The organism is Paenisporosarcina sp. TG-14 (assembly GCF_000297555.1).
GTDB classification, from domain to species: Bacteria; Bacillota; Bacilli; order Bacillales_A; family Planococcaceae; genus Paenisporosarcina; species Paenisporosarcina antarctica.
The window spans coordinates 1-13,559 of the sequence record NZ_AMGD01000049.1 but is presented as its reverse complement, the minus strand read 5'-3'; the positions used below and the strand labels follow the sequence as shown (position 1 = coordinate 13,559).

General features: G+C 35.8%; 15 protein-coding genes. 13 read left to right on the top strand and 2 right to left on the bottom strand.

Going from position 1 to position 13,559, the window contains the following annotated elements:
- Positions 1-642: permease-like cell division protein FtsX (ftsX, locus tag C406_RS0113860; RefSeq protein ID WP_017381246.1), on the top strand; the 642-nt coding region annotated here is incomplete at its 5' end.
- Here ftsX and C406_RS20825 read toward each other — a convergent pair.
- A complete protein-coding gene (locus C406_RS20825; protein WP_192812618.1) occupies positions 631-798 on the bottom strand; it encodes a hypothetical protein in 168 nt (55 codons plus the stop codon). The two genes, ftsX and C406_RS20825, sit on opposite strands and share 12 nt — an antisense overlap.
- A gap of 203 nt (positions 799-1,001) precedes the next feature.
- On the opposite strand from C406_RS20825, the gene C406_RS20820 reads away from it, so the two are divergent.
- The 10 genes from C406_RS20820 to C406_RS0113815 all read left to right on the top strand — a co-directional run bounded on the left by C406_RS20820 (position 1,002) and on the right by C406_RS0113815 (position 10,532).
- Entirely contained in the window at positions 1,002-1,139 is a 138-nt protein-coding gene (locus C406_RS20820) for a hypothetical protein (protein WP_192812617.1), read from the top strand.
- A 353-nt stretch (positions 1,140-1,492) separates the two neighbouring features.
- Positions 1,493-2,191 carry a response regulator transcription factor gene (locus tag C406_RS0113855; protein ID WP_017381245.1) on the top strand — a complete coding sequence of 233 codons (699 nt, stop codon included), beginning with the start codon at positions 1,493-1,495 and terminating at the stop codon, positions 2,189-2,191.
- A 34-nt stretch (positions 2,192-2,225) separates the two neighbouring features.
- Complete coding sequence (locus tag C406_RS0113850; RefSeq protein ID WP_237740570.1) at positions 2,226-3,245, top strand: HAMP domain-containing sensor histidine kinase; 1,020 nt, start codon at positions 2,226-2,228, stop codon at positions 3,243-3,245.
- Between the two features lie 75 nt (positions 3,246-3,320).
- Positions 3,321-3,725, top strand: coding sequence for an OsmC family protein (locus tag C406_RS0113845; protein ID WP_017381243.1), 405 nt, complete (start codon positions 3,321-3,323; stop codon positions 3,723-3,725).
- Positions 3,726-3,877: 152 nt separating this feature from the next.
- Positions 3,878-4,459, top strand: a complete 582-nt coding sequence (locus tag C406_RS0113840) for a hypothetical protein (RefSeq protein WP_237740569.1) — start codon at positions 3,878-3,880, stop codon at positions 4,457-4,459.
- Positions 4,446-5,204 (top strand): cytochrome c biogenesis CcdA family protein, encoded by a 759-nt coding sequence (locus tag C406_RS0113835; protein WP_017381241.1) that lies wholly within the window; start codon positions 4,446-4,448, stop codon positions 5,202-5,204. The genes C406_RS0113840 and C406_RS0113835 overlap by 14 nt, the downstream gene beginning before the upstream one ends.
- Before the next feature lie 18 nt (positions 5,205-5,222).
- The gene (locus C406_RS0113830; RefSeq protein ID WP_017381240.1) at positions 5,223-5,792 is read left to right on the top strand and encodes a redoxin domain-containing protein; all 570 of its coding nucleotides are present in this window, start codon (positions 5,223-5,225) and stop codon (positions 5,790-5,792) included.
- 654 nt (positions 5,793-6,446) lie between these two features.
- The gene (locus C406_RS0113825; protein WP_017381239.1) at positions 6,447-7,505 is read left to right on the top strand and encodes an LLM class flavin-dependent oxidoreductase; all 1,059 of its coding nucleotides are present in this window, start codon (positions 6,447-6,449) and stop codon (positions 7,503-7,505) included.
- 493 nt (positions 7,506-7,998) lie between these two features.
- Positions 7,999-9,126, top strand: coding sequence for a YheC/YheD family endospore coat-associated protein (locus C406_RS0113820; protein ID WP_017381238.1), 1,128 nt, complete (start codon positions 7,999-8,001; stop codon positions 9,124-9,126).
- Entirely contained in the window at positions 9,117-10,532 is a 1,416-nt protein-coding gene (locus C406_RS0113815) for a YheC/YheD family endospore coat-associated protein (RefSeq protein WP_017381237.1), read from the top strand. The genes C406_RS0113820 and C406_RS0113815 overlap by 10 nt, the downstream gene beginning before the upstream one ends.
- A gap of 410 nt (positions 10,533-10,942) precedes the next feature.
- Here the strand turns inward: C406_RS0113815 and C406_RS0113805 are convergent, their stop codons facing one another.
- Positions 10,943-11,170, bottom strand: coding sequence for a hypothetical protein (locus tag C406_RS0113805; RefSeq protein ID WP_017381235.1), 228 nt, complete (start codon positions 11,168-11,170; stop codon positions 10,943-10,945).
- Positions 11,171-11,430: 260 nt separating this feature from the next.
- Here C406_RS0113805 and C406_RS0113800 point away from each other — a divergent pair, with 260 nt between their 5' ends.
- Positions 11,431-12,582: a YheC/YheD family endospore coat-associated protein gene (locus tag C406_RS0113800; protein ID WP_017381234.1), complete on the top strand. Its 1,152-nt coding sequence runs from the start codon at positions 11,431-11,433 to the stop codon at positions 12,580-12,582.
- A gap of 380 nt (positions 12,583-12,962) precedes the next feature.
- A complete protein-coding gene (locus C406_RS0113795) occupies positions 12,963-13,322 on the top strand; it encodes a four-helix bundle copper-binding protein (RefSeq protein ID WP_017381233.1) in 360 nt (119 codons plus the stop codon).
- Positions 13,323-13,559 lie beyond the last annotated feature (237 nt).

Genomic DNA, 13,559 nt, shown 5'->3' with positions numbered 1-13,559 from the left:
AATAAAGTAAATGGTGTAGGATCTGTAGTTTATTCAACAAAAGAAAATGAACTTAAAGACTTAATTAAAGACTTCGGTGAAAATATGGGGTTATCGGATCAAAATAATCCGCTCCGTGCTGCATTTTATGTGAAGGCTTTAGACCCTCAAGATACAATAAAAGTAGCTGAACGCATTGATCGTCTCGATAATACATATTCAGTAGAGTATGGTGAAGGAAAGATTGAAAAGCTATTTAGTTTTTTAAATGGTGCCCGAAATGTCGGTTTAGTCTTGATTGGAGCCTTACTATTTACTGCAATGTTCTTAATTTCAAACACTATTCGCATTACAATTTTAGCGCGTAGTCGCGAAATTGAAATTATGAAACTAGTAGGTGCTACAAATTGGTTTGTTCGAATTCCATTCGTGTTAGAAGGAATGTGGATTGGAATATTGGGTGCAATTTTACCTATCACACTCGTTACTCTACTTTATTACAATTTATATACAGTAGTTCAACCGTATTTAGAAGGTGAATTATTTAGTCTATTACCACTAACTCCATTCTTGTTCCAAGTCAACGGTCTCATTTTACTAATGGGAATATTTATTGGCATATGGGGAAGTTTTATGTCAGTTCGGAAGTTTTTACGCGTATAAACACGACTTTGAAAGTATACGAGCATGAGTAAGAAATCCAGCATCAGTTACTTCTGTTAATGTCAGCTCTGGACAATCTATTTCATAAGGACAAGCAATTGGCAAAAAGGGTAGTACAGATCGTTCAACAGGTTCACAATACACTTTGAGGTTCATATAGTTCCATGGAATAGTGCATGTCAAATGCTGTGAATCCGATTGGATATGTGACATTCTAAATAGTCATAACAAAGCCCACTCTCATTAAATTGAGAGTGGGCTTTGTTAATGCGTTTGTATTTCTCGTATAAGTGGGTGGATATGTGCTGGAACAGCGAGTGTAACAATGGAAAAAGCCCCTTTCCGGCTTTGGAAGTTTAGTGAATTTTGTGGTGTCACCGACTACTTATTTTGTAAATCATGTAATGGTGGCAGCAGGGGATAGGGTAACAGGATATTATGATGGAAGTGCACCTGTTCCTCTTGAAGGATGGACTATACAAAGGTCCGTGAAGTAAGAACAGTATTCATTGGAATTGAAACAATTAATCAAACATGCTTTTTCTTAATCAAACATTAACAAACCTCATTCATAATGGATTGTAAAGTAATGTTGTTATGAATGACATTGGGCTATTTTTTGCTTTAGCAGGGGGGATGCTGTCTTTTTCCTAAATTACCAGCATATATCACTCATTTAACTGATGGTAAGATTGAAAACTCTAAAATGATAGTCAATCGTTCAACGCTATACATGAGGTCCATTGGGTTTATTATGGGATTAAGTATTATCTTTGCAGATGGCAGGATTGCTTAATTTTAATTTAATGAAGGAAATAAGAATATTTCAATTGTAGAAAAGGTGAAAAACTTGAACCAAACAAATCTCATTGGCAAATCTGTATTAATTGTAGAAGATGATCCAAAAATCCGGAATCTCATTAAGATCTATTTAATCAAGGAAGGTTATGAGGTCATTGAAGCTGATAATGGAGCCCAAGCAAAGGAAAAAATTCAACAACTCGATCCATGTATTTTGATACTTGATCTCATGTTACCAAGAATCAGCGGTGAAGAGATATGCAGATGGGTGCGTGAAGATTTGAAAAATATGATGCCCATTATCATGCTTACGGCAAAAGCTACTGAAAAAAACAAAATAGAAGGCTTCAAATTAGGGGCTGATGACTATGTTGTCAAGCCTTTCAGCCCTGCTGAATTAATGGTTAGAATAGAAGCTGTTTTAAGAAGGACGGCAAGCCGTTGCGGAAAGTTAAGTTTTACAGGGTTTACGATTAAACCGGCAAAAGGCGAAGCATGGATAAATGGAGAACAGCTAGAATTAACCCACTTCGAATTTAAGCTGCTCCATACGTTTATGCAACATCCTAGTCAGGTTTTATCCAGGGAACAAATCTTGAATATGATTTACGAAAATAATGAAAAATCTGTATCCGACCGAACCATTGATGTTCATATCAAGCATTTGAGAGGAAAGATTGGTGAAAAGACACCCAAAGATTATATTCAGACTGTGAGGGGAATGGGGTATAAATTTGTGGGTCTTTAGAAAGTTATCCAACCTATTGTTCAGACTGGTTGCGTTGAATAGCCTTGTTATTTTGCTTGTCATTCTCCTTGCTGCTTTGTCTGTGACGGATTATGCCTGTTATTTGGTCAATTCACAACAAGTCACTGGACAGGAATTTGTTGATACATTGAATGGATTTCTTTGGAAAGTCAGCATTGTGACATTTATTATTGCAGGGTTGTTTCATTATTTTACAGTAAAAAAAATTGTTAGCCCCATTAAGCATTTATCGATTGCGGCAAAAGAAATCAAAGAAGGCAAAACGCCTTCCAAAATAGAAAGTTCTGCTACAGGAGAAATAAAGGGACTAATTGAAAACTTCAATTCAATGTCAGAAACGCTCTCTTCCGTTCAAGAACAAAGGGAAGAAATGCTGAAGGATATCGCACATGAGCTTCGGACGCCATTGACAAATATAAACGGTTATCTAGAAGCACTGCAAAACGAAGTAATTGATGGGAACCCTGAATTATTTGGTTCACTGTTGGAAGAATCCCGCCGAATCACAAGAATTGTTGAGCTTATAACAGAATTAAATTCTTGGAATAACGGAATATATTTTTTAGAAAAGCAGTTTGAACAAGTGCAAATTAACAAAGTGCTGTCAGAGTCATTAACGGCCTTTCAATTGAAACTACAGAATCAAATCACGGATATGCAGGTTAACATTGAGGATGCTGAGATTTTGGGCAATAGAGATGGTCTTAAGCAAGTCTTTACTAACGTGCTTCAAAACATCCTTGATTATAATACGGGAACATTCTTGAAGATTAATGGTGAGATAAAAAATAATAGATATATCATAACCTTCACTCATTCTGGTCAATTTATTGATCCTGAAAAAAAGGCCATGATCTTTGAACGTTTTTATCGTCTAGAAGAATCAAGAAGCACTAAGTCCAACGGTGCCGGTCTTGGGCTTGCAATTAGCCAAAGCATTGTCACTGCACATAAAGGCGATATCGGTCTACATACAGATGGCACTCATCATACTTTTTGGATGGACTTTCCTTTATATCCGTTGAGTCGATAATCGAGAAGAGTGATTGTCTTAATCAAATCTTAACAAACCATGTTCATAATCAATTTTAAAGGGGTTTAGTTCAAAATGAAATTTACAATCGAAAATGAAAAAATAGTTGGCGATTTAGGTTTCGGGTCACTACCTATTTCTCCTAACGACACAATTGGTTATCGTCCATATGAGCTTTTTGTCTCTTCTTTAATCGGATGCAGTGGTACTTTGCTCGGAAATATTTTGAAAAAGAAAAGGATTGAGCACAAAAGGATAGAGATGGACGTCTCATCTGTCAGAAATCCGGATTATGCCAACCGAATTGAACAACTTTCCATAACTGCCTATGTTCAATCAGACCAAAGCATAAGCGAACAAAATGCACTGAAGATAGCTGATTTAGTCGTCAAAAATTGTGGAATGATTCAGTCTGTCATCGAATCGATTGATCTAACTTTCATAGTCAAGACGTCCACACTCAATGGTGATGTCCGTTAACCTATTTTCGTTAAACTTTCATATTCGGCATGTGTTATTAATCACGAAAGACATTGAAACGGGGTACATCATCAATGGTAGAGACCACTAAATTAATACCAATTTTTATTACCATTAGTAGTATATTTGGAGGAATCCTATCTTTTTACATGATGAGTGATTTACCTAAAGAGCAGAGGAAAAAACTTATAGAAGAAATAACTTCGCAACTTATTAATTTCGTGCTTTTTATTTGGGTGGGAAAAATCATCTTGAATTTCCCTGTATTTATCAGTGATCCATTGGCTATATTGGCTTATCCCAGCGATTCCAGTGCGTTTTATCTAGCTGTATTATTCAGCTCATTATTCCTTTTTTATAAGTCTCAACGGGGTCAAATGAATGTGATGTTGTTTATCCAGTCTTTTATTTTTGTGTTTTTAATAGCTTCATTTTTGTATGAATTTATACAGTTTACCTGGTATGACAATCCATATTCGTTTGGCTATATGGTTTTACTGGCGATTCTTCTCGTCCTATTCCTAACCGCCCAGGGACGTATAGGAAGCCATATCTTAATAAGCGCGTTGTTAATCGGATGGTCTTTAGGAATATATATTATTACTACTATCCAGCCTTTTGTTACGGTATTTGGGTATATGATGACACCTTGGTTTGTAGGGTTGTTTTTTGCAGTGAGTTTTACTCAACTCATATTAAATCAAAGAAAGAGTGGTTATATTGAGCGGAATTGAAACAGATACAGTCTTAATTGTCGGAATGTTACTGGCTGTTGGTGCAGGGGCTCTCTCCTTTTTATCACCATGCGTACTGCCTATTTTCCCCGCGTACCTGTCCTACATAACAGGAATCAGTGTAAAAGAATTGCAGGGAAATCAAAGCTCTGAAATCCGCAAGAAATTATTGAGCCATTCAATCGTATTTTTATCAGGAGTTTCACTGGTTTTCATTAGTCTAGGAGCCAGTGCTTCTTTTTTAGGAGAATGGCTTCAAACCTTATTAATGGGTGATTCAGGTTTATTTATCCAGCGTATTGCGGGGATCTTTATCGTTATTATGGGCTTCTTTATCGCAGGTTGGATTAATATTACAAGGTTAATGAAGGAAAGACGTTTCCAATTTTCAAAAAGACCTGCTGGATATATAGGGACATTTTTTATTGGACTCGGCTTTGCAGCGGGCTGGACTCCTTGTATCGGACCGATTTTCGGGTCCATCTTACTTTTGGCTGCAAGCAATCCCGGCCAAGGCCTTCTTTACACCGTGATGTACGTAATTGGTTTTGCTTTGCCGTTCCTTATATTAACTTTTTTCCTGGGATCGACGAAATGGATTGTTCGCCGAAGCCAAGTGATTATGAAAGTGGGCGGCGTCATTATGATTATAATGGGTCTGGTGTTGTTTTTTGGCCTGATGCCGCTTATTACAGGATTTCTACTTGAATTAATAGAAGGTACTTGGTTATCAAAACTAGGATAGGTATGGGGGTTATCATCAATGAAAAAAACAATTCTTGTTGTGGTTATAACGTTAATGGTCAGTTGGACTGTTTTTGATCTTGTAAATTCAAAGGAAGAAACAGCAAACCAAGAAAATACAACAAAACAAGAAGATACAAAGATTGATGAGGCTGTGGGTTCTGAGGAGACAGGACTTGCAATTGGAAATATAGCACCCGATTTTGAACTGACAACATTGGAAGGTAAAACTGCTCGTTTATCTGATTATAGAGGGCAACGCGTCTTCATAAACTTTTGGGCTACTTGGTGCCCGCCATGCAGAGCAGAAATGCCAGACATGCAGAAATTATATGAACAGAAGGACGTGGATGTAGAGATTTTGGCGGTTAATTTGCAAGAGTCAGAGGAAGTCGTCTCTGAGTTTGTAACAGATTTCGGTTTGACTTTTCCAATACTGATGGATGTAAACTCAGATGTGGCAGATACCTATCAAGTCCGGGCATACCCTACTTCTTATATGATTGATTCAAGTGGTCGAATACAATATATTGCGATTGGTGCAATGAACCATGATCTCATGGTTCAAGAAATTGAAAAGATGAAATGAAGAGTTAAATGATGTAGATGGAGAATGAATTATAAATGACTTTATTGTCAATCGATTCTGTGTGAAGTATATGCTATAAATAGTCGTTGAATTATTAAGCATTGTTTAGGGATAACGAATCCAGCAACCGGTTAGGTAGAAGATTGATAACGAACTACTCCATACTTTATATTGTCGCAAGAATACCTATCGAAAGGTGAGTATACTAACTATACATTGCTGAATCAAAAGAGCGGCGGACGCAAGTATAACGCAGGATTGCCTGCAGTAAAATAGTAAAAGAGCTGTGACAATGTCACAGCTCTTTTTTTCATTCCTTACGTTTTGGTGTAGTCATGTTTGCAGTCTAAAGCACTCTGGAAATCTTGCCCCGATGATTTAAGTAATCAACTACACTAAAAATTTCATAAAAAATAATGCAACTTTATGAGGAATACTAAATCGTTGGAGATATTAATAGTAGGAGAGTATAATTTGCACAGATAATCTTTACAGACAGCACATATATGAATGCAGATACTTCAATAGTTTTAGCGTAGATCATCTTTTTGTCAGACGGCAGCGTCCGTTGTCTCCGTAGGTAAACTAGCTCAGACAGTACACAAGCAATATAAAAAAATTAATTATTACGTATTGATAGAAGGGAAGATAATTATGGAGAAATATCGTATTGATCAAAGTAAAGGCATGGAGTTTGGGCTTTATACACTTGGAGATCATATACCAAATCCACTTACAGGAGAACGCATTTCTGCTCAGGAACGTATTCATGAAATTATCGATTTAGCCAAGTTAGCTGAACAAGCAGGCTTGGATTTTTTTAGTGTTGGTGAAAGCCATCAAGAGTATTTTACAACGCAAGCGCACACTGTTGTGTTAGCAGCTATTGCCCAAGCGACTAGTAAAATTAAAATCGCAAGCTCTTCGACAATTATTAGTACATCGGATCCAGTGCGTGTGTTTGAGGATTTTGCGACGATTGATTTGATTTCGAGGGGACGTGCAGAGATTGTTGCAGGCCGTGCTTCACGAATTGGTCTTTTTGATTTATTAGGCTATGACGTCCGTGATTATGAAGAGTTGTATGAAGAAAAATTTGAGTTGCTATTAAAGATTAGTAAAGAAGAAGTGGTCAATTGGAGTGGGGAATTCCGTGCTCCCTTAAACAACGCGAGAGTGATTCCGCGCCCACAAAACGGTTCGATGCCGATTTGGCGTGCAGTCGGAGGACATGCTGCAAGTGCAATTAAGGCTGGTAATGCAGGAGTTCCGATGTTCTTAGCAACTTTAGGTGGTCCTGCTACAAGCTTTAAGGCATCCATTGATGCATATCGCAATGCTGCAGATCGAAGTGGTTTTGATTCATCGACGCTTCCTGTTGCAACAGCGGGCTTTTTCTATGCGGCCGAAACGACTCAGCAGGCACAGAGCGATACATATCCTCACGTTAATCAAGGAATGCAGTTAATTAACGGACGGGGATATCCAAAGCAGCACTTTGCACAGGGTGCAGATTCGCATGATGTAATGAATATCGGTAGTCCACAGCAAATTATTGAAAAAATTCTCTATCAACATGAGTTGTTTGGTCACCAGCGTTATATCGCTCAAATAGATTTTGGCGGTGTACCTTATGAAAAACTAGTAAAAAACATTGAGCTCATTGGTACAGAAATTTTGCCAGCAATTAAGAAGTATACAGCTCAAAAATAGCAGGCTTATAACATGAAATTCTATTCAAAGAACTCCGCAGTATTGTCTTTCGGAAAACAAAGCAGTCACTCAATAATAGAGTAGAAATGCTATACTCAGCCAAAAGCACGTGCACTTGACGACTATGTCAAGTGTACGTGCTTTTGCATTTTCTAGAAGAACAATATCAATTGGGCATAGAATTCCAATCATAAGTTTGCGTCCCCAGTACAGCAAAAATAAGGGGAAATGAAGATGTTATTCCTTATTTTATCCACCTTCTTTTCGGCAAGCTATATCTCTTTATGTGTTTAAGAATATTGACTGGTTGTGGTATCACCCAAGATAGTATTAATTCTATAAAGAAAAAGTAGAAATGAGATTACTGCCTATTTGTTCCTTAAATAGAAAACATATATTATACCAAGCGGAAAGTTTTTTAGCTTATTAGTATAGAACTTTTAATCTAGGGACAAGAAGTGGAATTGAGATTAAACAGAAAGGAGGTATCGAGTTGGATTATAAAAGCAATTCAAAGGAGGAAACTGTTAGAAGTGACGTCGTTGAGGATTTTTTTGTGATAGGAATTTTAGTTTCGAAGTCTGATAGGAAGTTAAAAGAGTCCCTTAATAAGTTGAGTGAGCTAGGGAGAATCTATAAAAAAGGTCAGGTAGGAGCTTTTTCACTTGAAGGAATAAACCGGGATAAACAAATGATTAATGGCTATTTATATAATGAAGGAATGTGGAACCCATCAACTTTTTCGATGCCAGATGCAATTATTAATCGAATTTATTTAAATCGTAAATGGGAAAGTTTTTTTAGAAAAACAATAGGTAGAAAAATGATCAATAATTTTACATTTAATAAATGGGAAATGTATAAATGGCTGTCAACCAATTCAAATTTAAGCAAACATTTACCAATCACGCGATTAGTTAATAGTCCACAAGATATTATCGATTTTCTTGGACAATATAATGAAGGTATTATTAAACCTATTAATGGGAGCTATGGAAAAGGTATTTATAAAGTTTCTAAGCAAGCGGCAAACTTTAAAGTGGACACTAGTCTTCATCAGAAGGAGAAAAAAAATTCATTGTACTTAACTCAAGAAGAGTTAGAGGTTTTCTTTAAACCCAAATGCAAAATGAGGAAATATATTATTCAACAGGTGATCGACTTATATGTTGGAAATAGTCCAGTTGATTTTAGATTAATTATGGTAAAGGATGGTACAGAAGAATGGAAGGAACTAGGTATAATCGCTCGAAAAGGTAGTCGAAACGGAATCGTGAGTAACATAGGTTTCGTGAGAAGTGGAAATTTAGCATTTCAAAATTTATTGTCAATATCAGATTATAAAGCAATTGAAATCAGAAAAAAGATGACACAAGTCTCCTTAGATGCTGCTAAGGATATGGAAAACTACAGAGGGTGTAATGGGAATTTAGGGAATTTGGGAATTGACTTGGGGTTAGATAAGAATCAACATTTATGGATCATTGAAATAAACCATCGCAATCCAGGACATCGAATGGCTGTCGATGCAGGAGAATATGGAATTTATTCTAATTCAAATAAATTAATTATGGATTATGCACACAAATTAGCAGAAAGGATGAAAGAGTCTTGTATATAAAATGGATAACAAGCGAAGAGATAGATGAAATTTATTTTCCAACAAATTTCCAAGGAGGGGAAATAGCCACTTCAGGAAAAATTAATTTTCACTTCGGTTCCTGGGAAAAAGAACTAACTGTACAATACTTAGACGAACTTGCTGATGATGTAATTGGCCTTTCAGGAAATTTAAGAGACGATGTCTTCATTCCTGATGACCTATTATATGAAATAAATACTACAGATGATAGTTTGAGTTTAGGGCCAGTTATTTTGTATTTAATATCGAAGCGACTTATGAAACGTTTGGATAAATTAAAGGAGCGATTTGAAAATATTGCTTCAATAAAAGGTTTGATTATTGTTAGCACTGCGTCAGGCATTAACACCGAAAAGAATACAATTACAGGATATTATTTACAGTCGAATACGGTGGAGTCAAATTGGAAGGAAGGAATATTTCCGTATCCAGGAGCAGTTTTTAAAAGGAATGGTCTTCCCGAAGACTTAAATAATGATTTATATAAGAAGACAAATGGGCGAGTATTCAATTCGCAATTCTTTAATAAGTGGGATATGTGGAAGTGGTTATCTCCTAACCAATTTATACGAAACCACATACCTCACACAAGAGAGTTAACCCACATAGCTAATATTTATCACATGTTAGATGATTATCCATCTATTTATTTAAAGCCTGCAAATGGATCTCAAGGAAAAGGGATTATTGAGATTAAACGTAAGAATAATCAATTTCAAATAACTGACGATAAAAATATAGCAACAGATGTGGAAGTTATAGGTAGTCACCCGATTATTAAAAGTATATTAAATAAAAATAGAAAATATATAATCCAGCAAGGAGTTCCTGTAAAGTATGATTCTAGAAATGTTGATTTTCGGATTTACATGCAAAAAGATGAAACAAAACAATGGAAGTGTACTGGGTTAATTGCTAGATTTGCTAAACCAGGGAGCATTACTACCAATTTACATCATCTTGACTATTTACTTCCTGGAAAAGAAGCTCTTGAGAAACTTTTCAGTCTAGATCAACATGACTTGGAGTTACTAGAACAAAAGATTGTAAGTATTTGTAGAGATGCATGCCAGGATCTGGATCAATATGGTTGTTATGGGGACCTAGCAGTCGACTTTATCCTAGATAATAATTTACATGTCTGGATATTGGAAATGAACAAAAGGTATGGGTATAGGAGTTTTTCTATAATGGAAGATTCAACATTATATGGTGAAATAATACGAAATCCATTTCTTTACGCAAGCGCATTAGCAGGTTTTAGTATTGAAAGTAATGATGAACTAGAGCAAAGTAAGGAAATAGGTAGTGAACTAATTGTTGAAGAACCCTTCGGTGTTGATTATTCAACTCAATCGTATAGATTAGATGAAGAAATCCAGTAACTAAATGTTACTGGATTTTTTTCTTTAAATAAAAAGAATGAAAGTGCTGTCCCTAATGTCTGCATAACTTTGTAAATATCTGATAATTACATACCTTACTACATTAGGAGTTTTTTTGTGGGAACCTGATATGTTAAATAGATGGGATGGCATACCTTGTTTTCTAGGTAAAGAGGGCGGTATTACACGCAAATTCGAGTTTAGGAGTCACTTTTATCTGGTGATCGTCAGAGCATCTGGTTGAATTTTCAGCTATAGGGCACACGCAATAGCAAATGGTGAAAATATAAAAGCACGATCACTAGACTACTATGTCAGTGATCGTGCTTTTGGATTACCATTTACATAAAAAACCGGACGTGCACGTCGTTTAAGTGAGAAAGTAAAGCACTATCCTCACAAATCGAATTTTATGCGGCACCACCAAGATTTCCAACTGCAGCAAGAATTCGTGTAAGGACTCCTACTAACTGTTGAACCTGATCTTCAGTTAACGGTCCTTCAGAAGTTATTCGTACACATGGTAACTCTACTTGAAGCTCAATTCCTAGTAGCACAATATCAATTGGGCATGGAATTCCAATACATAAGATTTCGTTACCAGTACAACAACTATCCGGACAAACGTGATTTCCCATTTTTTTCACCTCCTTTTCAGTAAACTATTACTATTTATATGTTTATGTATAGTGAGTAGCTGTGTTTTCGCCCAAGTTAGTATAGTTATTGGACTAATTCTATTAAGGGAAGTAGCAAATGGTAGATTACTTGCCTATTTCTTCTTTAAATAGAAAACATATAGTATAACAAGGGAAAATTTAATAGCTTATCAGTTTAGAACTTTTAACTAGTGACAGGAAATGAAATTGAGATTAAATAGTAGAGGAGGGTATAGTAATTGAATGATAAAAGTAGATTGAATTTAGAAACTGTGGAGAAAGACATGGTTCAGGACTCGTTTGTGATAGGAATTTTAGTTTCGAAGTTTAATAGGAAGTTAAAAGAGTCCCTAAATGATTTGAATGATTTAGGAGAAATCTATAAAAAAGGTCAGGTGGGAGCTTTTTCACTTAAAGGAATAAACCGTGACACACAAATGATTAGAGGATATTTATATGATGAAGGAATATGGAAACCATCAACATTTTCGATGCCAGATGCAATTATTAATCGAATCTCCTTAAATCGTAAATGGGAAAGTTTTTTTAGAAAAACAGTGGGTAGAAGAATGATGAATAATTTCACATTTAATAAATGGGAAATGTATAAATGGCTATCAATCAATTCAAATCTAAGTAAGTATTTACCGATTACGCGATTAGTTAATAGTCCACAAGATATTATCGATTTTCTTGGACAATATAATGAAGGAATTATTAAACCTATTAGTGGCAGTTATGGAAAAGGGATTATTAAAGTATCTAAGCATGAAGAAAACTTTAAAGTTGAGGCTAGTCGTCAACAGAAACAAGAAAATCCATTATATTTAAATCATGAAGAGTTGGAGGTTTACTTAAATTCCAAGTGTAAAAGGAGAAAATATATTGTACAACAGGTGATTAATCTATATGTTGGTAAAAGCCCAATAGATTTTAGGTTAATTATGGTAAAGGTTGGTGTGGGAGAGTGGCGGGACCTAGGTTTGATTGCCCGAAAAGGTAGTAAAAATGGAATTGTAAGTAACATAGGTATTGTGAAAAATGGGGATTCAGCATTACAGAATTTATTGTCAATACGACGTTATGAAGCTATTGAAACTAGAAAAAAGATGACACAAGTCTCATTCGATGCTGCTAAGGAAATGGAAAAGTACAGAGGGTGTAATGGGGATTTAGGGAATTTAGGAATTGATTTGGGAATAGATAGGAATCAAAGGCTATGGATTATTGAAATAAACCATCGAAATCCACGGCATCAAATGGCAGTCGATGCAGGAGAAGATGGAATTTATTTTAATTCAAATAAATTTATTATGGATTATGTACACAAATTAGCAGAAAGGCGGGGAGCACTGGATGAATACCTGCCGCAAGATTGCGAGGAGGACTAAAAGAAACGAGCTTTAAATTCGCGTACCTATGTAAAAAATATTAAGAATACACACTAGTACGACACGCGATAAGTGCCTAAACACAGCATTGACTTCGCTGGAATTGTCTATTGTCTTTTCCAAACGCTGTATATTCGTTTAAAATCTATAGTCTCACGTACGGTGTGGTGCTGGGGAAAAGGCGGAGATAATATCAAAGCCTTACCTATTGCGATCAACTTGTTTCTACGGGCATAAGACACAATAGACGATTTCAAGTCAATCCTTCGATCTGTTAGTTTATTTTAAACTCAGTAATAAAAGTGGTAATTGACCCAAACTTGGCTAGATGTTCATACATATGATGAAATTGTAATGAAAAAAACATTGGGAGAAACTTAATGCATCGAACAATGTCTCATCATATGGGTCAGAGTCATCATCACCGAGTTTTAGAAATTGTTCAAAAGTGTGAAGCTGTTTGTGAATTTACAGAGTATAGTATTTTACAAATGGAAGGTTCTAGTCATAGAAAAGAGCAATTAAGATTACTTAGGGATTGTGCTGATATATGTACTTTAACTGCAAAGTATATTGCACGTTGTAGCTTCTTCGCAAGATCTATTGCCTGTTTATGCGCACAGATTTGCGAAGTCTGTGGAGAACATTGTTTACAACACCCAGATGAACAATCACAAATATGTGGTCAAATCTGCTTGCATTGTGCCCAAGAATGTAATGCTTTTGCAATGTCTGCATAACTTTGTCAATAACTGAATCTGTGTGAATCAATTTCATAATTCAGAACCAGATGGCACCCTTGTATCGGACCGATAATTTATTGCGATTGGTGCAATTAGCCATAACCTAATGGTTAAAGAAATAAAAAGATGAAATGAAGCTTTATTGTTACAATAGTCAGGGAGCTTTACCCGTAAGCGTTGGGGAATTGATAATGTCCTCAAAATCTTTTTGATTTGTAAATTGTCAACTCAAGT

What these genes read in the sequence shown, in the direction of transcription:
- C406_RS0113845 (WP_017381243.1), top strand. Translation starts at nt 3,321, where the DNA reads ATGAAATTTACAATCGAAAATGAAAAAATAGTTGGCGATTTAGGTTTC.
- C406_RS0113795 (WP_017381233.1), top strand. Translation starts at nt 12,963, where the DNA reads ATGCATCGAACAATGTCTCATCATATGGGTCAGAGTCATCATCACCGA.
- C406_RS0113805 (WP_017381235.1), bottom strand. Translation starts at nt 11,170, where the DNA reads ATGGGAAATCACGTTTGTCCGGATAGTTGTTGTACTGGTAACGAAATC.
- C406_RS0113830 (WP_017381240.1), top strand. Translation starts at nt 5,223, where the DNA reads ATGAAAAAAACAATTCTTGTTGTGGTTATAACGTTAATGGTCAGTTGG.
- C406_RS0113840 (WP_237740569.1), top strand. Translation starts at nt 3,878, where the DNA reads ATGAGTGATTTACCTAAAGAGCAGAGGAAAAAACTTATAGAAGAAATA.
- C406_RS0113825 (WP_017381239.1), top strand. Translation starts at nt 6,447, where the DNA reads ATGGAGAAATATCGTATTGATCAAAGTAAAGGCATGGAGTTTGGGCTT.
- C406_RS20825 (WP_192812618.1), bottom strand. Translation starts at nt 798, where the DNA reads ATGAACCTCAAAGTGTATTGTGAACCTGTTGAACGATCTGTACTACCC.